We start from the raw sequence: 19984 nt of genomic DNA on the forward strand, positions 1-19984 counted from the left end.
TGCCCTCAGCATCCGCATAAACCATGATGAACCTGGAAACGCCGCCGCGTCTGATCGAAACATCAGAGGATTGAACTCTTGAGCGTGACGGCAGTTTGTCTCAGCCAAAGACCGGCGTCGGAGCGAATATGAACACAAAACCCTTCGGCAAGTCAGGCGCCAGCGTCTCCGTGATTGGGCAGGGCACCTGGTATCTCGACCATGGCGACCGCAAGCGCGCGATCGCGGCGCTTCAGCGCGGGCTCGATCTCGGCATGACCCATATCGACACCGCCGAGATGTATGGCGATGCCGAGCCCGTCATTGCCGACGCGATCGCGGGTCGTCGCGATGAGGTGTTCCTGGTCTCCAAGGTGCTGCCGAGCAACGCCTCGCGTCGCGGCACCATCACGGCCTGTGAGCGCTCGCTGAAGCGGCTGAAGACGGACAGCCTCGATTGCTATCTCCTGCACTGGCGCGGCTCGTATGATCTTGAAGACACCGTCGCCGCATTCGAGGAGTTGGTGACATCAGGCAAGATCAAATCCTGGGGCGTCTCCAATTTCGACGCTGACGATCTCGACGAGATTCTCGGCGTTGCCGGCGAAGGCAAGATCGCCTGCAATCAGGTGCTCTATCATCTGAAGGAACGCGCGATCGAGCACGCGGTGATTCCGTGGTGCGAGCGGCACGGCGTTGCCGTCGTCGCTTATTCGCCGTTCGGACACGATGACTTTCCGGATGCGCGCAGCGAAGGCGGCGCGATGTTGGCGCGCATTGCGGAGGCGCGTCGTGCGACACCGCGTCAGGTCGCGTTGAGCTTCCTCACCCGTGCGACTACGGTGTTCGCGATCCCGAAGGCGTCGTCCGCGGAACATGCCGGCGAAAATGCGGCGGCGGGCGATCTCGTGCTGACGAAAGAGGAGATTTCGGCACTGGATGCGGCGTTTCCGCGCGGCCCGAAGCCGCGCGGCCTACCCATGCTGTAGCGCACAAACGCGCAATATTAACGGGACGTTGACACGCGTGGACGTCAGCGCATATCGGCATCCTGTTTTCGGAAGTTGTGAACGCGGCGCATTTGGCGTTTTTTATGGGCCGTCTCGATTCGCATTTTTCCCAGGTCTACCAGTGACACCGCCGCCCGCCGCAGCCGCAAGGCTCGACAGTATTCCCATGCCCTTGCCGGAGAAGAAGCAGGAGGCTCGCCGTGCGCCTGCGCGCGTCGACCATCCCTTCAAAGGTATCGCGCTGGTGCTGCTGTCGACGATCTTCCTCGGCTGCTCTGACGTCACCTCGAAATATTTGTCATCGAGCCTGCCGTCGATCGAGATCACCTGGATTCGCTTCGTCACCTTCGCGCTTATGTTCCTGCCGGTGATGCTGCCGGGCTCGCCGCTGCATGCGATGCGGACCGAGCGGCTGGGCCTGCAGATCATGCGCGGCACGGCGCTGCTCGGCTCTTCGCTCTTCTTCATCACCGGCTTGCGCTTCCTTCCCATCGCGGAAGCCTCGGCCACCGGCTTCGTCTCGCCGCTGTTCGTCACCGCGCTCTCGATCATCTTCCTCAGCGAGAAGGTCGGCATGCGCCGCTGGATCGCGACCGGGGTCGGCCTGATTGGCGTGATGATCATCATTCGTCCGGGCTCGGCCGCGTTCCACGCCGCGGCGTTCTTCCCGATCATCTCGGCATTCTGCTGGGCCGCGGCGCTGATCATGACGCGCATGATGAGCGGGCGCGAGGCCGTTCTCACCACGATGGCCTATTCCGCGCTCACGGGCGTTGCGATCCTCACCGTGATGGTGCCGTTCGTCTGGGTCACACCGACCTGGACAGGCATCGGGCTCGGGATCGTGATCGGCCTGGCCTCCACCGTCGGGCAGTGGATCATCGTGCTCGCCTATCGCTACGGCGACGCCTCGGTGCTGGCGCCGTTCTCCTACACGCAATTGCTGTGGGTCAGCATTCTGGGCTTCTTCGTCTTCGGCGAGCTGCCTGATGTCTGGACCGTCACGGGAGCGGCCTTCATCGTCGCCAGCGGGCTCTACATCGCTCACCGCGAGCGTGTCCGCCGCGCCCAGGTTTTGGTGCAGGCAGCACGGTCTCCGAACCCCTGACGCAAGTTCGCTTGCGCTGATACGTGCTATCAACGGCTCCGATGAAGCAGGAGGAGCCGGATGCGCGCAGCGATTTTCAGGAACGGTGAGATTGTCGTCGGTCAGATGGCGGAGCCGAAACCCGGCCCCGGCCAGGTGCTGGTCAAGACGCTCGCCTGCGGCATCTGCGGTTCCGACCTGCACGCGCGCCAGCACGCGCCGCGAATGGTCGAGATGGCAAAGAAGACCGGGCGCACGCCGATGGACCTGTCGCGCGATGTCGTGTTCGGCCACGAGTTCTGCTGCGAGATCGTCGACTACGGCCCCGGCACAACGCGCAAGCTCAAGCCGGGCACGCATGTGTGCTCGCTACCTGCGCTGCTGACGCCTGAGGGCATCAAGGGCATCGGCTATTCCAACGAGCTTGTCGGCGGCTATGCGGAGCACATGCTGCTCAGCGAGCCGCTGCTGCTGGAAGTGCCGAACGGACTTGCGCCGGAACACGCCGCATTGACCGAGCCGCTCGCGGTCGGCGTTCACGCGGTCGAAAAAGCCAGCATAAGCGGCGGCGAGGTGCCGCTGGTGATCGGTTGCGGCCCGGTCGGGCTTGCCGTGATCGCAGCGCTGAGGATCAAGGGCCTGCACCCGATCGTCGCCGCCGACTATTCGCCGGCGCGACGGGCGCTTGCCGCAAAGCTCGGTGCCGACATCGTCGTCGACCCCAAGGTGTCGCAGCCTTATGCGACCTGGGCCGAGCACGCGCAGATGTCGGAGGCCGAGAAGGCGGCGCGACCGCCGTTCCAGGCCATGCTGCCGGCGCTGAAGCCCGCGATCATCTTCGAATGTGTCGGCGTGCCCGGCCTGCTGCAGCAGGTGTTCGAGGGCGCCCCGCGCGATGCCAAGATCGTCGTGGTCGGCGTCTGCATGGAGAGCGACAGAAACGAGCCTATGCTCGGCATCATGAAGGAGCTCAACGTCCAGTACGTGCTCGGCTACACGCCGGAGGAGTTTGCGGCATCGCTGCGCCTGATCGCGGAAGGGCAGGTGGACGCCGCGGCAATGGTGACCGCTGAAGTCGGCATCGACGGCGTTGCAAAAGCGTTCGCTGATCTCGCCAATCCCGAGGCGCACACCAAGATCATCGTGCAGCCGTGGCGGTGAGGGCCTACACCGGCAGCGCGATCGAATATTTGACCTGGCTGAGCGCAAAGCTCGACTCGATCGAGGCGATGCCGTCGAGCCGGGTCAGTTTGGTCTTAAGGAACGTCTCGTAGGAGGCGAGGTCGGCGGCGACGACGCGCAACAGATAGTCGCGGTTGCCGGTCATGAGATAGCACTCCAGCACCTCGTCCCATTTCGAGATGGCGCGGGCAAAGCGATTGAGGTCCTCCTCCTTCTGCCGCGCCAGCTTGATCGAGATGAACACGCTGACATGCAGCCCCAGCGCCTTCTGGTCCACGGTCGCGATATAGCGCGAGATCACGCCGCGCTCCTCCAGCAGCTTGACCCGGCGATGGCAGGGCGAGACCGAGAGACCGACCTTGTCGGCGAGCTCCTGCATGGTCAGGCGGCTGTCATTCTGGAGATAGAAGAGGATCTTGCGGTCGATGACGTCGAGCTCGGGCATTGGAATAAAACCTGAATTTTTGGGTCGGTTATTGGTATGATATCCCAATATCTGCGGATATGCCGCGAAAAATTGAGAAATCTGGCGTCGCCGGCAGGCGTATGATCCGCCTTATTTTCCGGAGCATCGCCATGCCCGTCGATTCCGCGCGTCTTGAAACCCTGACTGCACTGGCCCGCAAGGCGCTGTGGCTGTCGTCTTGGACCATCCACCACGCCAATCACATCCGCTCGAACGCGGACGGCCTCAAGGTCGGCGGTCATCAGGCTTCTTCCGCCTCGCTCGCAACCATCATGTCGGCGCTGTACTTTCACGTGCTGCGCCCGGAGGACCGCGTCGCGGTGAAGCCGCATGCGAGCCCGGTGTTCCACGCCATCCAATATCTGTTCGGCCGGCAGAGCCGCGAGAAGCTGGAGAATTTCCGCGGCTTCAAGGGCGCACAGTCCTATCCGTCGCGGACCAAGGACGTCGACGACGTCGACTTCTCCACCGGCTCGGTCGGCCTCGGCGTTGCGCAGACGCTGTTCGCCTCGCTGGTGCAGGATTACGTCAAGGCGCATGGCTGGATGAAGGATCGCCGCGAAGGGCGGATGATCGCGCTGGTCGGCGATGCCGAGATGGACGAGGGCAACATCTTCGAAGCGCTTGCCGAGGGCTGGAAGCACGGCCTGCGCAACACCTGGTGGGTGGTCGACTACAACAGGCAGTCGCTCGATGCCGTCGTGCGCGAAGGTCTGTGGGAAAAGTTCGAGACCATGTTCCGCAATTTCGGCTGGGACGTCGTCATCGTCAAATACGGCCGCCTGATGCGCGAGGCGTTTGCGGAAGCGGGCGGCGAGGCGCTGAAGAAGTGGATCGACAATTGCCCGAACGCGCTCTACGCCGCGCTGTGCTTCCAGGGCGGTGCGGCCTTCCGCAAGCATCTGCACGATGAGATCGGCGACCAGGGCCCGATCACTGAACTGATCGACAAACGCAGCGACGAGGAGCTGCTGGCGCTGATGTCGAATCTCGGCGGCCACGACATGGCAAGCATGCTGGAGGCGTTCGAGTCCATCGACCATGATCGCCCGGTCTGCTTCATCGCCTACACCATCAAGGGCGTCGGCCTGCCGTTCCAGGGCCACAAGGACAACCATGCCGGTCTGATGACGGTCGCGCAGATGGAGAAATATCGCGAGAGCCTGAACATCCGCCCCGGCCATGAATGGGACAAGTACGAGGGCCTCACGCAGAGCGCCGCCGAGCTCGACGCCTTCCTCGCACGCGTGCCGTTCAACCAGGACGGCCGCCGGCTGACCGCGCCCGTCGTCGAGGTGCCCACCCAGCTCGCCTTCAAGCCGTCGCCGCAAATGTCGACCCAGCAGGGTTTTGGTCTCGTGCTGAATGAGATCGCGCGCGGCGACAGCGAGCTGGCAAAACGCATCGTCACGACCTCGCCCGACGTCACCGTCTCGACCAATCTTGGCCCGTGGGTGAACCGGCGCGGCCTGTTCGCCAATGCCGCGAAGGCCGACTTATTCCGCAGCGAGAAAATTCCGTCCACCTACAATTGGGATGCCTCGCCCAAGGGCCAGCACCTCGAGCTCGGCATCGCCGAGATGAACCTGTTCATCATGCTTTCCGCGCTCGGCCTGTCGCACCAGATCAACGGCGCGCGGCTGTTGCCGGTCGGCACGCTCTACGATCCCTTCATCGAGCGCGGCCTCGATGCGCTGAACTATGCCTGCTACCAGGACGCGCGCTTCATGGTGGCGGCGACGCCGTCAGGCATCACGCTGGCACCGGAGGGCGGCGCGCACCAGTCGATCGCAACGCCCCTGATCGGCATGGCGCAGGATGGGCTCGCCTCGTTCGAGCCAGCCTTCGTCGACGAGCTCGCGGTCATCATGGGCTGGGGCTTCCAGCACATGCAGCGCGATCCGGGCGAGGGTGGCGCGGTGTATCTGCGCCTGTCGACACGCAGCATCGAGCAGGCGCAGCGCATCATGACGGGCGAACTGCAGCAAGGCATCACCGATGGCGCCTATTGGCTGCGCAAGCCGGGCCCCAATGCCGAACTCGTGATCGCCTATACCGGCGCAGTCGCGCCGGAGGCGATCGAGGCCACCGGCTTCATCGGTGAAGACAGGCGCGACATCGGCCTGCTCGCGATCACCTCGGCCGATCGCCTGCATGCCGGTTGGACCGCCGCGCGGAAATTGCGGCGCGACCGGCGCGGCGTGCAGCATCTCAGCCATATCGAACAATTACTGGCGCCGCTGCCACGCGACTGCGGCATCGTGACCGTGATCGACGGCCACCCATCCGCGCTCGGCTGGCTCGGCAGCGTCCGCGGCCATCGCGTCGAGGCGCTCGGCGTCGAGCAGTTCGGCCAGACCGGCACCATTGCCGATCTGTATCGCCACTATGGCATCGATGCCAACGCCATCATCGATGCGGCCGAAAGCCTCACCACCGGCGCACCGGTGCTGCATCGGAAGATGGCGGTGTAGGCCTTTGCCGTCGTCCTGGCGAAAGCCAGGACCCATACAGCCGCGGCAGCCGTTGTAGGCGACAGGCGGTAGACGCCTGAGCAAACCAACACGGTTCGGTGGTAATGGGTCCTGGCTTTCGCCAGGACGACATTGACTGCCACCTTGCCTCGTTCCCGCCATCGGCTCATATAACCTCCGTCCGCCGCAACGCTGGCCCCGCATATGGCGGGTTCAATTGCCGGCGCTTTCGTGCAAGGATGCCTGCCGAAACGCCCCCTAAGCCCCCAAGAAGAGGTTAACGATGGTCAATCGCATGCAATTCTACATCGACGGCGCCTGGGTCGATCCCGCCGTCAAGAAGTCCACTCCGGTCGTCAATCCCGCGACGGAAGAGGCGATGTACGAGGTTGCGCTGGGCTCCAAGGCTGACGTCGACAAGGCCGTTGCCGCCGCCAAGCGCGCCTTTGCAACGTTCTCCCAGACCAGCCGTGAGGAGCGCGTCGCGCTGCTTACCAAGGTGATCGAGGTCTACAAGACCCGCATCAAGGAGATCGGCGCCGCCGTCTCCGATGAGATGGGCGCGCCGCTGCCGATGGCCGAGAAGCTCCAGGCCGGCGCCGGTCTCGGCCATCTCATGACCACGCTCGACGTGCTCAAGAACTATCATTTCGAGGAGCCCGTCGGGACCGCCATGGTGCTGCGCGAGCCGATCGGTGTGGTCGGCATGATTACGCCCTGGAACTGGCCGCTCAACCAGATCGCCTGCAAGGTCGCGCCTGCGCTTGCCGCCGGCTGCACCATGATCCTGAAGCCGTCGGAGTTCACGCCGACCTCGGCTTTGATCTTTGCGGAAATCCTCCATGAAGCCGGCGTGCCGAAGGGCGTGTTCAATCTCGTCAACGGCCTCGGCCCCGAGGTCGGCGCCGCCATGAGCGAGCACCCCGACATCGACATGATCTCCTTCACCGGCTCGACCCGCGCCGGCATCGACGTGGCCAAGCGCGCTGCTCCCACCGTGAAGCGCGTCAGCCAGGAGCTCGGCGGCAAGTCGCCGAACGTCATCCTCGAAGGCGCCGACCTCACCAAGGCGGTGACCGGCGGCGTGATGCACATGTTCAACAACTCCGGCCAATCCTGCAACGCGCCCTCGCGCATGATCGTGCCGGCCTCGAAGATGAAGGAAGTCGCCGCGATCGCGAAGGCTGTCGCCGACAAGACCAAGGCGGGCGATCCGCGCGCCGATGGCACCACCATCGGCCCCGTGGTCAACCGCGGCCAGTGGGACAAGATCCAGGGCCTGATCAAGAAGGGCATCGACGAGGGCGCAACGCTCGTCGCCGGCGGCCCGGGCCTGCCCGAAGGCGTCAACAAGGGCTTCTATGTCCGCCCGACCATCTTCGCGGACGTCACGCCCGACATGACGATTGCGCGCGAAGAGATCTTCGGGCCGGTGCTGACTATCATCGGCGCCAAGGACGAGTCTGAGGCGGTGCAGATCGCCAACGATACGCCCTATGGCCTCGCCGGCTATGTCTCCGGCGCTTCGGTCGAGGACGCCAAGCGCGTCGGCCGCCAGATCCGCGCCGGCAACGTCAATCTGCAGGGCGTGCCCAACGACCGCACCGCGCCGTTCGGCGGCTACAAGCAGTCCGGCAACGGCCGCGAATGGGGCAAGTATGGCCTCGAGGATTTCCTCGAAGTGAAGGCGGTTGCTGGCTTCAACGCCGCGTAAGCTTTTCGCGATTGAACGAGATCACGCCGGAGCGGGCAACCGCTCCGGCGTTTTTGTTCCGTCGTCGTACGGCGAGAAGGAGCGTCAGCGACTTAGCGCCGTCATTGCGAGCGCAGCGAAGCAATCCAGAATCCCTCCGCGGTCAAAGTCTGGATTGCTTCGTCGCAAGTGCTCCTCGCAATGACGGGAGAGTGCGGCCGCGCCTATCCCCCCAACGCTCCCTGCGTATTCACATACAGCGCGTAGATCGACTGGCTGGCCGCCATGAACAGGCGGTTGCGCTTGACGCCGCCGAAGCAGAGATTGGCGCAGCGCTCGGGCAGGGCGATGCGGCCGATCATGACGCCGTCGGGTGCGAACACCACGACGCCGTCGAGCTCGGGATCGCCCATGCCCCAGCCGCACCAGAGATTACCGTCGATGTCGACGCGGAAACCGTCCGGCGTGCCGGGGCCGGCATCGACGAAGACGCGCTTGTTCGAAAGCTTGTCACCGGAAGGCGAGACGTCATAGGCGAGAATTTTGCGGGTCGGCACGCCGCGGGATTCGATGAGGTAGAGAATTTTCTCGTCCGGCGAGAAGGCGAGCCCGTTCGGCCCGAGCACACCCTCGGCGACGACGGTGGCTTTGCGGGTCTCCGGGTCGAGCCTGTAGACGTTCATGTCGATCTCGGGCTCGGACTTGTAGCCCTCGTAATTGCCGAGGATGCCGAAGATCGGATCAGTGAACCAGATCGAGCCGTCCGATTTAACAACGACATCGTTCGGCGAGTTCAACCGCTTGCCGTTGAATTGATCCATCAGCACGGTGATCTCGCCGTCATGCTCAGTGCGGGTGACGCGACGGCCGCCGTGCTCACAAGTAACCAGCCGGCCCTGGCGATCCCTGGTGTTGCCGTTGGCGAAATTCGAGGGTTTTCGGAAGTTTGAGACCGCACCGGTCTCCTCCTCCCATTTGATGATGCGCTGGTTCGGAATGTCGCTGCAGAGCAGATAGCGTCCGTCGCCGAACCAGACCGGTCCCTCGGCCCAGCGCAGGCCAGTCGCCAGCCGTTCCACGGCCGAAAGTTTCAACCAGTATTTTTCGAAGCGGGGATCGAGCGCATGAATGGCTGGATCGGGATAGTAGCTCGCCGGCCGCCAGCCTGACCGCTCCTGATTGTGGGACGATGCCTCATTCATGTCGGTTCTCTCGTTTCGTTCCCTCTGGACAATCCTGCTATCATTAGAGACACGTGACGGCAAATCGGTCACCAACGGCGAGGGACAACATGCCGCGTATTTTGATGACGGGAGCTTCGGGCGGGATCGGTACGCGCCTGCGCAAATTGCTGCCGCCGATCTATCCGGACCTTCTGCTCAGCGACATTCGCCCGCCCAAGGATTTGGGACCCAACGAGCAGTTCAAGGCGGCGGACCTTTCGGACCTCGCGCAATGCGAGGCGATCTGCGAAGGCGTCGACGGCATCATCCATTTCGGCGGCTATTCGGTCGAAGGTCCCTGGAACGACATTCTCCAGGCCAACATCATCGGAGGCTACAATCTGTTCGAGGCCGCCTATCGCAAGGGCGTCAAGCGCGTGGTGTTCGCCTCGTCCAACCACACCGTCGGCTTCTATCCGCGCCACCGCAGAATCGACACCGACGTCACCGTGCGCCCCGACGGACGCTACGGCGTCAGCAAGGTGTTCGGCGAAGCGGTCGGCTCGCTCTATGCCGACAAACACGGGCTGAAGGTCACCTGCATCCGCATCGGTAACTGCGACGAGAAGCCGCTCGACCACCGTCGCATTGCGATGTGGCTGATGCCGGAAGATCTCGTGCAGCTCTGCCGGATCGGCCTCGAACATCCCGACATCCATTTCGAAATCTTCTATGGCGTGTCGCTGAACGAGCGGGCCTGGTGGGACAATCATCGCGCCTACGAATTCGGCTATCGTCCCATCGGCCGCTCCGAGGATCACGTGGCTCATGCCATGGCCGAGCAGGCCAAGCTGAAGCCCGACCCGATCGGCGACCACTTCCAGGGCGGCGCGTTCTGCAGCAACGAATTCGATGGTGATGCAAGCCGGATCATCGATTGGAATAAGCGCTGACGCTTGACGCGAACATAGATGCGCTCCCTGCTTCGCTGCGCTCGCAATGACGCGTTGAGAGAGTGAATTCTGTCAGCGAGCATCTGACTCGCGAAGACCACCATTGATCTAGGTCAACGGTACTGCAGCCATTGTCTGGCTCTCGATTGGTGCGATCCCATTTCGAGAGCAACGACAAATGAAATTAAAGTTGTCAGTTGTCGCAATCCTCGCAACGACCGCGTCAGGACCGGCGCAAGCCGCACCGCTCAGCGACGCCGAAGCGACATTCCTTGATCAGCTCGTCACCGCATCCGTGGTGCTCGAACAACGTTGCGTCGGCTTTGAGGTCGATGGCGCCGGAGCCGTTCAGCTGGGCGCACGGATGCTCGGCAGCCCCAAGGCAGCGATGGCGATGATCGACGCCTACTCGGCGGCCATCAAGGCCCGCGACGGCGAGAGCTACGATCCCGTCAAATTCCGTCCTGAGGTGTCGGAGGCGGCCGGCAAAACGTTCAGGCGTGTCCGGGCGGATTTGATCAAGGACCCGAAGGCGGCCTGCGCCGGCTATGGCGATGCCGGCGTGGATCGCGGGCTGCTGCGACAGTACTGAAGGGGTGACACGCTCGACTGACGAAGTCTGCTTCTAGGCTCCGCCCGCAAAACCCACGAAGGTCGTCGCTTCATCGACCGACTTGCGCTCGGAGATGACGGCATTGGCGGGAAAACTGTGGTCCGGCCAGCCCAACGCGATGCTTTTCATGATCACCTGATCATCCGCGATCCCGGCATGCTCGCGCACGACGGGGGATTGCATGATGCCCTGGCTGTTGATCACGGCGCCGAGCCCCCGCGACCAGGCCGCGTTGACGAGCGCGGTCGCCACGGCGCCACAGTCGAAGGCCGTATCGTCGCTGGAGGCCAGCTCGCGATCGTATGTGATGATTACACACACGGGCGCGTCGAACTGGCGAAAGCCGCGCAGGACCCAGTCTTGCCGCTGCTGCTTGTCATCTCGTGCAATTCCCATTGCGCTGAACAACTGCTTGGCAACGCCGATCTGGCGTTCGCGATGCACGCCCTCGAATGCCTGGCCGGTTCGAAACTCGCGCGAGTGCGGCACACCCGCCAGATTGCGCTCGGTGTTGCCCTGACGGATACGATCCAGCGGTGCTCCGGTGATGACGTAGAAATTCCACGGCTGGGTATTCATCGACGAAGGCGCGCGCATGGCCAGCGCCAGGATTTCCTTGATCAATTCCGGCGAGACAGGGTCGGGCTTGTAACCGCGAATGCTTCGCCGGCCGAGAATGACATCATCAAATTCCATCTTGCGGCATCCTGAAATTGGCTTGATGCCGCGTTCTCCCTCACGATTTTGATCATGTCCATAGCCTTTTGAAGAGCGGGCAGTACTCCGGCCCTTGGCGTGCGCCTCAGCCTTGCGCCTCCCCCGCAATCCGCGCCAGATAATCCGCCTTGCTGAACTGCATGTGATCCACGCAAAGCTGCGCCAGGGCCCAGCTGTCGCGGCCTTTCAACAGCTCGATCATCAACTCGTGCTGGCGTCGCGATAGCGCGAGGCCCTCGCGGTCGGCGAGGTTCTTGGCGCGCATCGGCAGCGTCAGGTTCATGTAGTCCTGGAGCGAGCGCACCAGATAAGGATTGCCGCAGGCGGCAAAAAGCGCGACGTGGAAGGCGTCGTTGGCTTCGTGGATGCCGCGCAGGTCGCTTATATCGGCCTTCGCGCAGTAGTCGCGTTGCAGGGCGGTGAGTTCGTCGATCAGGGCTTGCGGCGCGGGCAGGGGGATCATCAGTGCGGCCTGCCGCGTCAGCATCTCCCTGACTTCGTAGATCTGCCGGACCTCGTCGGCCGAATAGAACCGCACGGTGGCGCCGACATTCTTCTCGCGGCGGACGATGCCGCGGCGCTCTGCATCCACCAGCGCCTGCCGCACAAAATGGCGCGAGGTGCCGTAAGCCGACATCAGCGCGTCCTCGGTCAGTCGCGCGCCCGGCGCGAGGCGGCCGAAGATGATGTCCTCCTCCAGCCGCGCGACGACGTCGTCAGGATCGTCGCGCCTGACAGGCATGGCATCTGCGGTGCGAATGTCGGACATGCCCTCGGCCTCCGGCGTCTGCCGGTCCGCCCTAGGGAGCAGGGAAGGGGCAGATTGTCAATAATCTGACTGTTTGGCGGTGCGCCAGTCCAGAAATAGCGAAGTATACGCCTGTCTTATTGACAATCAGGGGGCAGGCTGTAGCACAATGACCGGCGAGAAGGAGCGGCAGGATGACGAGTGGGTTGCGCAAGGGTCTGACGAGCTATGGCGATGCCGGCTTCTCGCTGTTCCTGCGCAAGGCGTTCATCAAGGCCATGGGCTATTCCGACGACGCGCTGGAGCGTCCGATCGTCGGCATCACCAATACCTATAGCGACTACAATCCCTGTCACGGCAACGTTCCGCAGATCATCGAGGCCGCAAAGCGCGGCGTGATGCTGTCGGGCGCGATGCCGTTCGTGTTCCCGACCATCTCGATCGCCGAGAGCTTCGCGCATCCGACCTCGATGTACCTGCGCAATCTGATGGCGATGGATACCGAGGAGATGATCCGGGCCCAGCCGATGGATTCGGTGATCGTGATCGGCGGCTGCGACAAGACGCTGCCGGCGCAGGTGATGGCCGCGATCAGCGCCGATTTGCCGACCGTCGTCATTCCCGTCGGGCCCATGGTGGTCGGTCATCACAAGGGCGAGGTGCTGGGCGCCTGCACCGATTGCCGCCGTCTGTGGGCCAAGTATCGCGCCGGCGAAATGGATGACGCCGAGATCGAGGCGGTAAACGGCCGTCTCGCGCCGTCCGTCGGCACCTGCATGGTGATGGGCACGGCTTCGACCATGGCCTGCATGATCGAAGCCATGGGCCTGTCGCTGCCGATGAGCGCGACGATTCCGGCGCCGCATGCCGAGCGTTTCCGTCTTGCAGAGGCGAGCGGTCGGGTCGCGGCGGAGATGGCCAAGACCAAGGGGCCGAAGCCGAGCGAGCTCTTGACGCCGGCGTCATTCAAGAACGCGCAGGTCGTGCTGCAGGCGATCGGCGGCTCGACCAACGGCCTGATCCATCTGACCGCGATGGCGCATCGCTCGCCGCATCGGCTCGATCTCGAAGTGTTCGACCAGATCGGCCGCGAGGTGCCTGTGCTGGTCGATCTCAAGCCGTCGGGCGAGCACTATATGGAGCACTTCCACCACGCCGGCGGTGTGCCGAAACTGCTGGCCCAGCTCGGCGATCTCGTCGACCTCGATGCGAAGACGATATCGGGCCAGACGCTGCGCGATGTCGTCGCCAATGCAGAGGATGTCCCGGGCCAGGACGCGATCCGCTCGCGCGACAATCCGATCAAGAAGGAAGGCGGCCTCGCCATCCTGCACGGCAACCTCGCGCCGCGCGGCGCCGTCATCAAGCAATCGGCTGCGAGCCCGAAGCTGCTGCAGCATACGGGGCGCGCGGTGGTGTTCGAATCCGTCGAGGACATGACGCTGCGGGTGGATGATCCCGAGCTGGACGTCACGGCCGATGACGTGTTGGTGCTGCGCAATGCCGGCCCCAAGGGCGCGCCTGGCATGCCCGAGGCCGGCTATCTGCCGATCCCGAAGAAGCTCGCGCGCGGCGGCACCAAGGACATGGTGCGCATTTCCGATGCGCGCATGAGCGGCACGGCGTTCGGCACCATCGTTCTCCACATCACGCCGGAATCCGCCGTCGGCGGGCCGCTGGCGCTGGTGAAGAACGGCGACATGATCAGCCTCGATGTGGCCAAGCGCAGCATCGAGCTCTTGGTTGATGCTGCCGAGCTGGAGCGCCGCCGTGCCCAATTGAAGCCGGCCGCGGCGCCTGATGAGGCACGCCGAGGCTATGCCTGGCTGTTCAACGAGACCATCATGCAGGCCGACGAGGGCTGCGACTTCGACTTCATGCAGAGGACTGGGAAGAAGACTGAGTAAAGGCTGATCAACACTTGAACGAGCGCCGAGACCGCTGAAGGCGGCGGGCGATAAACACAGGGGGAGACGATGATTGCACGATCCTTGCGTGGGTTGGCGGCTGCGGCCGCCATGCTGTTCGTCACGGGCGCCGGGGCACAGGAGGTGAAGCATTATCGCTTTGCCTATGACCAGCCCCGCAACACCGGCTATTCGATCGCCGGCGACCTCTTTGCCGACAAGCTCAAGGAATTGAGCAAAGGCACCATGATCATCGACCAGTATCCCGGCGCGCAGCTCGGGCAGGAGCCGCAGGTGCTCCAGCTCGTGAAAGCCGGCGACGTCGAATTCTCCATCGTCTCCTCGGCCAACACCGCGACCATCTCGCCGCAGGCAGGCGTGATGTCGCTGCACTATCTGTTCCGCGACGAACAGCATGTCGTCAAGGGGCTCGCCGACCCCCGCGTGTTCGAAGCGCTCAAGACGATGATCGAGGAGACCACGCAGGGCCTGCATCTCATCGGCACGGGTTCGCAGGGCGTGCGCCACATGTACTCCAAGAAGGAGATCCACAATGTGGCTGATATCAAGGGCCTGAAGGTCCGTGTGCAAGCGACCGCCACCGAAGACACCATGTTCCCGGCCTACGGCGCCCAGACCGTGCACATGCCGTTCGGCAGCGTCTACACCTCGTTGCAGACCGGCGTGGTCGACGTCGCCGAGAACAGCATCAATGTCTATCTCGTCAACAAGCATTACGAGGTCGCCCCGGTGCTGAACATCACCGAGCACGAGGCCAACAACGCGCTGGTGTTCGTCTCCGACAAGCTCTGGCAGAGCCTCTCGGCCGAACAGAAGGGATGGGTGCAGACCGCGGCCAACGAGATCAGCACCAAGGAGCCGGCGAAGGCATTCGACCTCGAGCGCAGCGCGGCCGAGAAGCTGAAGAAGATGGGCGTCAAGATCGTGGATAACGTCGACAAGAAGAGCTTTACAGCGATCGCCGATCCCTATCTGGACAAGCTCGCCAAGGAGCTCGGCCCGCATGCCGAGAAGATCAAGGATCTGATCCGGTCCATTAATTAGGGCAACCGCGCGGGCGCTTATCTGCGTCGTCCCGGCGAAAGCCGGGACCCATAACCACAGAATTGAGTTTGGCGAAGACTTGGAGTCGCCAGCTCGCGCAACAACTCCCTTTCGGGGTTATGGGTCCCGGCTTTCGCCGGGACGACGGAGAGGTGGATGCCCATCGCCGACAAGCTCGTACTCCAACGTCAGCGTCATCTGAAATGGCGCTGGCTCGACTGGCTCGAGCTCGCGCTCATGATCCTCTGTGGCGCGCTGTGCTTCGGCTTCTCGCTGTCGGTGACCGCCGACATCGTCACCCGCACCATCGGCCATCCCTGGCTATGGCTTCAGGAAGTCACCTCGACGCTTTTCATTTATGCGATCTTCATCGGGACGGCCGTGGCGACGCGTCGCAACGATCACCTCTATCTCACCGCGATCTCCGAGGCGATGCATGGCACGCCCCGGATCATCGTCGAAATCATCATCCGTCTCATCGTCCTCGCCGTCGCCTTCTGCCTGATCTGGTACGGCTACCAGAACTATCTTCGCGGCTTCGGCAGCTTCCGCCTGCCGTCGGGCACGCCGATCGCCTCGCTCTACGCCATCATTCCGCTGTCCGGCATCCTGATCGGCCTGTTCACCATCGAGCAGCTCGTCAACGGCCTGCGCAATGGGTTTGATCATCCAGAGCCGCCCGATGAGGACGCTGCGCCTGTTGTGACCGAAGCGCAGGTGAGGGCGCAGCCGTGAGCGCACCCATCGTCCTCGCGTTGATGTCGATCTGCTTCCTGTCGTTCGGCTATCTCGGCGTGCCCGTGCCGTTCTCGCTGATGGCAGGCGTCTTCGTCGGCGCGTTTCTGTCTGATGTCTCGCTCGCCGCGATCATTCAGAAGATTTTTGACGGCGTCGATTCCGAGGCGTTGCTCGCCATTCCGTTCTTCCTGCTGGTGGGCGAGCTCATGAGCTCGGCCAACGTGGTGGTACGAATAGCCAATCTTTCGGTGTCCTTGGTCGGGCACATCAGGGGCGGCCTGTCGCAGGTGGTGGTTGTCTTCAGCATGTTCTTCTCGGAGATGTCCGGCTCGACCACGGCCGACGTCGCCGTGATGAGCCGCGCGCTCGGCGGCCCGATGAGGCGCGAGGGCTACGAGCCCGCCTTCATCGCCGCGATCATCGCCTCCGCCTCGACCATCGCTGCGCTGGTGCCGCCGAGCATCACCGCGGTGGTCTATGGCGCGGTCGGCAACGTCTCGATTGCCGGCCTGTTCATGGCCGGCGTGGTGCCCGGCCTGATGATCGGGTTCGGCCTGATGATCTATTGCTATTTCTTCGGTCCTTCGGGCCTGCGCAAGCCGCGCGCGCCTTTGCGACAGGTGGTGTTCGCGGCGGGCGATGCGGCCCTGCCGCTGATGATCCCGGTGATCCTGTTAGGCGGCATTTTGACCGGCTGGTTCACGCCGACGGAAGCCGGCGTCGTCGCCGTGGTCTGGATCATCCTGGTCGTGATCCCCGCGCTCAACCGCGGGCACTTCAGGAAAATCCCGTACGATTTTTGCCTCGCCGGCCTGATCTTCTCGCTGCCCCTGATCACCATCGGCGCCGCCAATGCCTTCGGCTGGATGCTCGCCTATTTGCGCGGCGCGAGCTACATCGCCGACATGATCACCTCGATCGCCGGCAACGATCCGCACCTGATCATGCTGCTGATGGTGCTGCTGTTCACGGTGGTCGGCGACTTCATCGAGCCGGTGCCCACCATCATCATCTTCATGCCGCTGGTGAACGCACTGACGGAGGCCGGCGACATCAATGGTGTCCACATGGGCGTTGTGCTTATCGCTACGCTCGCCTTCGGCCTGATCACGCCGCCCTATGGTCTGGTGCTGTTGATGGCCTCGAAATTCGTCGGCGTCAGCTTTGCCAAGGCGCTGCGCGCGGCGCTGCCGATCTATGTCGTGTTCTTCGCCACCATCGCGTTTGCGATCTATTTCCCCAGCGTGGTGCTGTGGCTGCCGCAGCACGTGCTCCCCGAGTCGGTCGGCTGCTTCAGGTCGCCGGCGGGGACGGGCTATATTTGTCCTAAGTGATCAGCTGCTCGATGCTCCATTGCGCATCGTCGCAGACATAGCGAAACGGCATGCCGTGACTGTTCTTGAAGTAGCTGCCGGAGAGCGCGTTCGCCATGCCCTGCATCACCGCGTCATGGCAGACGAACAGCAGATTATCGCTCGGATAACGATCGAGCCAGTTAGCCACACAGCGTAGTGAGCGTTCGGCCATGGCGTCCCAGGCCTCGCCGTCGGCGGGCAGGATCGAGACCAGCCCCGTCGCCGAATTGACGCCGTGCTTGATCATCAGGTCGCGCACGGGACGGCCCTCGAAGCTGCCGAAATCGAGCTCGATGATGCTGGCATCGATCGAGAGCGGTACCGCGATCGCATCCGCGATGATTTCGGCCGTTTTGGCCGCACGCACCAGCGGGCTTGCGACGATGCGGCTGATGCCGACACCGCGCAACAAGCTTGCAGCCTCGTGCGCCTGCTTGAGACCGTCCTCATTCAGCGGATTGTCGGTCCGGCCCTGAAACAGTCCCTGCCGATTCCAGTCGGTCGCGCCGTGACGCAGGCCGCAGAACGAGCGCGACGGCCTGAGTGGGCTCACTTGCTCTTGCTCGTGAACTTCTTCACGGCGATACGGAACTCCTCCGTGTTCATCGCCATGATGATCTTGTGCTCCTCGGCATCGAGCTGCTGTTTTACGGGCGTAGTCGCGGCCGCATAGACCAGCGACCTGGTGCCTGATATCGCCGCCGCCGGGTTTTGCGCGAGGCGCTCGGCGAGCTGTCGCGTCGCTGCTTTCAACTCGGTCGCCGGAACGGTCTTGACGACGAGGCCCCATTCATAGGCCTGCTGCGCGGTAAAATTGTCCTCGGCGAGAAAAATCTGCAGCGCGCGGCGCGAGCCGACCGTGCCGACGATCCCGACGGTCGAGCCGCCATCCGGTGACACGCCGATCTTGGCATAGGCCGGCGTGAACTTGGCGTCGTCAGCGGCGATGCAGAGATCGGTGACGAAGGCGAGGCCCATGCCGGCGCCGGCGGCCGAGCCGTGCACGCTGGACAGCGAGATCTTTGGCATGCGCCTGAGGATCTCGATGAAGGCATGATAGTGCTTGAGGAGTTCGCCGACGACCGGCGTCACATTGTTGGCTTCGGCCGCAGCACCAATCGTCTGGAGATCGCCGCCGGCGGAGAAGGCGCGGCCTTCGCCCTCGATCACCACGACCTTGATGGCGTCGTCGCCTTCAATATAGGCCGCGAGCTGCTCGAGCCTCTCGGCGATCGCGAGGTTGACCGAGTTGAACGCGGCGGGACGGTTGAGCGTGATCGTTGCGATCGCACCCTCGATCCGCAGCAGCGCGGGATCGTCGGGTTTTGAGACAGGAGCTGTCATTGGAATAATCCCCGGCTAGAGGTCCGTTGCTGCAACTAAATCGCAGAAGGCGAGGGGAGACAATCCCCGGCCGCCAGCGCCCCGGCCCTTGCGCCGCGCCGAATGATCGGCTCAAATGGGCGGCCTTCGTTTAGGGACGGACACGAGCGCCGGCTCCTCCTAGGCTAGCCAAGCCATCTTTAGCGAGAGGAGACGACATGGGTGATGCTCGTGTCTTGAAGAAATGGGCTGTCCAATGACTGATGGTCCTGTGATCATTGTCGGCGCCGGCCATGGTGGCTACCAGGTCGCTGCGTCGCTGCGGCAGGCGGGTTTTGCGCAGCGCATCTGCCTGATCAATGACGAGGCGCATCTACCCTATCAGCGACCGCCGCTGTCCAAGGCCTACATCAAGGGCTCGGCCGGGCCCGACAGCCTGATGTTCCGCCCCGAGAAATTCTACCAGGACCAGAAGATCGAGCTGATCTCGGGGCGCGCCGTCTCGATCGACCGCGCTGCACGAAAAGTGCTGCTCGCCCCGGGCGAGACGCTTCCTTATGGCCATCTCGTGCTGGCCACAGGCGCGCGCAACCGTCTGCTCGATCTGCCCAACGCCAATCTGCCCGACGTGAAATACCTTCGCATCCTCGACGAGAGCGAGGCGCTGCGCCAGATCATGCCGACGAAGACGCGGGTCGTGGTGATCGGTGCCGGCTTCATCGGCCTCGAGTTCGCCGCCACGGCGCGGATCAAGGGCCTGGAAGTGGACGTGCTCGAGCTTGCCCCGCGCGTGATGGCGCGCGCAGTGACCGCGGAGGTCTCCGAGTATTTCCAGGCGCGGCATCGTGAAGCCGGCATCCGCATTCACCTCGGTGTGCAGGCAACCTCGATCGGGGCCGAGAACGGCAAGGTCACCGGCGTCAGTCTCAGTGACGGCCGGCATCTGCCTGCCGATCTCGTCGTCGTCGGCGTCGGCGTGCTGCCGAACATCGAGCTTGCAGCCGAGGCGAGGCTCCCTGTTGCCGCCGGCATCATCGTCGACGAATATCTGTCGACGGCCGATCCCGATATCTCGGCGATCGGCGATTGCGCGCTGTTCGCGAGTCAGCGCTTCGGCGGTTCGTTGCGGCTGGAATCGGTGCAGAACGCCACCGACCACGCCCGTTGTGTGGCGGCGCGGCTGACCGGCGACAAGAAGCCTTACGACGGCCATCCCTGGTTCTGGAGCGACCAGGGCGACGACAAGCTCCAGATCGCCGGCCTCACCACCGGCTATGACCGCGTGGTGCTGCGCGGCGATCCCGCAAGGAAGGCGTTCTCCGCGTTCTGCTATCACGGCGACAGACTGCTCGGCATCGAATCGATCAACCGAGCCGGCGATCACATGTTCGGCCGCCGCTTGCAGGCGATGGACCGCTCGATCACGCCCGAGCAGGCTGCCGATGAAAGTTTTGATCTGAAGAGCGCGCTGGCGTGATCTCTCCGTCATTGCGAGCGCAGGGAAGCAATCC

Annotated in this window: 18 protein-coding genes; 12 read left to right on the forward strand and 6 right to left on the reverse strand. The window is 63.5% G+C overall.

Annotation, left to right across the window (positions count from 1 at the left end):
• Positions 1 to 128: 128 nt before the first annotated feature.
• The 3 genes from L6637_RS10620 (at position 129) to L6637_RS10630 (ending at position 3237) form a co-directional block, all read left to right on the forward strand.
• Positions 129 to 968 (forward strand): aldo/keto reductase, encoded by an 840-nt coding sequence (locus L6637_RS10620; RefSeq protein ID WP_237870506.1) that lies wholly within the window; start codon positions 129 to 131, stop codon positions 966 to 968.
• Positions 969 to 1155: 187 nt separating this feature from the next.
• Positions 1156 to 2097 (forward strand): DMT family transporter, encoded by a 942-nt coding sequence (locus tag L6637_RS10625; protein ID WP_237870712.1) that lies wholly within the window; start codon positions 1156 to 1158, stop codon positions 2095 to 2097.
• A 60-nt stretch (positions 2098 to 2157) separates the two neighbouring features.
• Positions 2158 to 3237 carry a zinc-binding dehydrogenase gene (locus L6637_RS10630; RefSeq protein WP_237863628.1) on the forward strand — a complete coding sequence of 360 codons (1080 nt, stop codon included), beginning with the start codon at positions 2158 to 2160 and terminating at the stop codon, positions 3235 to 3237.
• Between the two features lie 4 nt (positions 3238 to 3241).
• Here the strand turns inward: L6637_RS10630 and L6637_RS10635 are convergent, their stop codons facing one another.
• Entirely contained in the window at positions 3242 to 3703 is a 462-nt protein-coding gene (locus L6637_RS10635; protein WP_237863629.1) for an Lrp/AsnC family transcriptional regulator, read from the reverse strand.
• Between the two features lie 131 nt (positions 3704 to 3834).
• On the opposite strand from L6637_RS10635, the gene L6637_RS10640 reads away from it, so the two are divergent.
• The gene (locus L6637_RS10640; RefSeq protein ID WP_237870508.1) at positions 3835 to 6198 is read left to right on the forward strand and encodes a transketolase; all 2364 of its coding nucleotides are present in this window, start codon (positions 3835 to 3837) and stop codon (positions 6196 to 6198) included.
• A gap of 283 nt (positions 6199 to 6481) precedes the next feature.
• On the forward strand, positions 6482 to 7912 hold the full coding sequence (locus L6637_RS10645; RefSeq protein ID WP_237863631.1) for an aldehyde dehydrogenase family protein: 1431 nt from the start codon (positions 6482 to 6484) through the stop codon (positions 7910 to 7912).
• A 203-nt stretch (positions 7913 to 8115) separates the two neighbouring features.
• Here the strand turns inward: L6637_RS10645 and L6637_RS10650 are convergent, their stop codons facing one another.
• Positions 8116 to 9093 carry an SMP-30/gluconolactonase/LRE family protein gene (locus tag L6637_RS10650; protein ID WP_237870510.1) on the reverse strand — a complete coding sequence of 326 codons (978 nt, stop codon included), beginning with the start codon at positions 9091 to 9093 and terminating at the stop codon, positions 8116 to 8118.
• A gap of 89 nt (positions 9094 to 9182) precedes the next feature.
• Between L6637_RS10650 and L6637_RS10655 the strand changes: the two genes are divergently transcribed.
• Entirely contained in the window at positions 9183 to 10007 is an 825-nt protein-coding gene (locus L6637_RS10655) for an NAD-dependent epimerase/dehydratase family protein (RefSeq protein ID WP_237870512.1), read from the forward strand.
• A gap of 178 nt (positions 10008 to 10185) precedes the next feature.
• Positions 10186 to 10599: a hypothetical protein gene (locus tag L6637_RS10660; RefSeq protein WP_237870513.1), complete on the forward strand. Its 414-nt coding sequence runs from the start codon at positions 10186 to 10188 to the stop codon at positions 10597 to 10599.
• Positions 10600 to 10632: 33 nt separating this feature from the next.
• Here the strand turns inward: L6637_RS10660 and L6637_RS10665 are convergent, their stop codons facing one another.
• Positions 10633 to 11316 (reverse strand): nitroreductase, encoded by a 684-nt coding sequence (locus tag L6637_RS10665; RefSeq protein WP_237870515.1) that lies wholly within the window; start codon positions 11314 to 11316, stop codon positions 10633 to 10635.
• 106 nt (positions 11317 to 11422) lie between these two features.
• A complete protein-coding gene (locus L6637_RS10670; RefSeq protein WP_237870517.1) occupies positions 11423 to 12106 on the reverse strand; it encodes a GntR family transcriptional regulator in 684 nt (227 codons plus the stop codon).
• A 173-nt stretch (positions 12107 to 12279) separates the two neighbouring features.
• Here L6637_RS10670 and L6637_RS10675 point away from each other — a divergent pair, with 173 nt between their 5' ends.
• The 4 genes from L6637_RS10675 to L6637_RS10690 all read left to right on the forward strand — a co-directional run bounded on the left by L6637_RS10675 (position 12280) and on the right by L6637_RS10690 (position 17129).
• Positions 12280 to 13992, forward strand: coding sequence for an IlvD/Edd family dehydratase (locus L6637_RS10675; protein WP_237863636.1), 1713 nt, complete (start codon positions 12280 to 12282; stop codon positions 13990 to 13992).
• Between the two features lie 69 nt (positions 13993 to 14061).
• Positions 14062 to 15057 (forward strand): TRAP transporter substrate-binding protein, encoded by a 996-nt coding sequence (locus tag L6637_RS10680; RefSeq protein ID WP_237863637.1) that lies wholly within the window; start codon positions 14062 to 14064, stop codon positions 15055 to 15057.
• Positions 15058 to 15213: 156 nt separating this feature from the next.
• Entirely contained in the window at positions 15214 to 15792 is a 579-nt protein-coding gene (locus L6637_RS10685; RefSeq protein WP_237870519.1) for a TRAP transporter small permease, read from the forward strand.
• Positions 15789 to 17129, forward strand: a complete 1341-nt coding sequence (locus L6637_RS10690) for a TRAP transporter large permease (RefSeq protein ID WP_237863639.1) — start codon at positions 15789 to 15791, stop codon at positions 17127 to 17129. Before L6637_RS10685 ends, L6637_RS10690 begins: the two co-directional genes overlap by 4 nt.
• Here the strand turns inward: L6637_RS10690 and L6637_RS10695 are convergent.
• Positions 17122 to 17703, reverse strand: a complete 582-nt coding sequence (locus L6637_RS10695; RefSeq protein WP_237870521.1) for a histidine phosphatase family protein — start codon at positions 17701 to 17703, stop codon at positions 17122 to 17124. The two genes, L6637_RS10690 and L6637_RS10695, sit on opposite strands and share 8 nt — an antisense overlap.
• Positions 17700 to 18494 carry an enoyl-CoA hydratase/isomerase family protein gene (locus L6637_RS10700; protein WP_237863641.1) on the reverse strand — a complete coding sequence of 265 codons (795 nt, stop codon included), beginning with the start codon at positions 18492 to 18494 and terminating at the stop codon, positions 17700 to 17702. The genes L6637_RS10695 and L6637_RS10700 overlap by 4 nt, the downstream gene beginning before the upstream one ends.
• A 235-nt stretch (positions 18495 to 18729) precedes the next feature.
• Between L6637_RS10700 and L6637_RS10705 the strand changes: the two genes are divergently transcribed.
• Entirely contained in the window at positions 18730 to 19950 is a 1221-nt protein-coding gene (locus L6637_RS10705; RefSeq protein ID WP_237870523.1) for an NAD(P)/FAD-dependent oxidoreductase, read from the forward strand.
• Positions 19951 to 19984 lie beyond the last annotated feature (34 nt).

This window comes from Bradyrhizobium zhengyangense (genome assembly GCF_022012435.1).
Taxonomy (GTDB): domain Bacteria; phylum Pseudomonadota; class Alphaproteobacteria; order Rhizobiales; family Xanthobacteraceae; genus Bradyrhizobium; species Bradyrhizobium zhengyangense.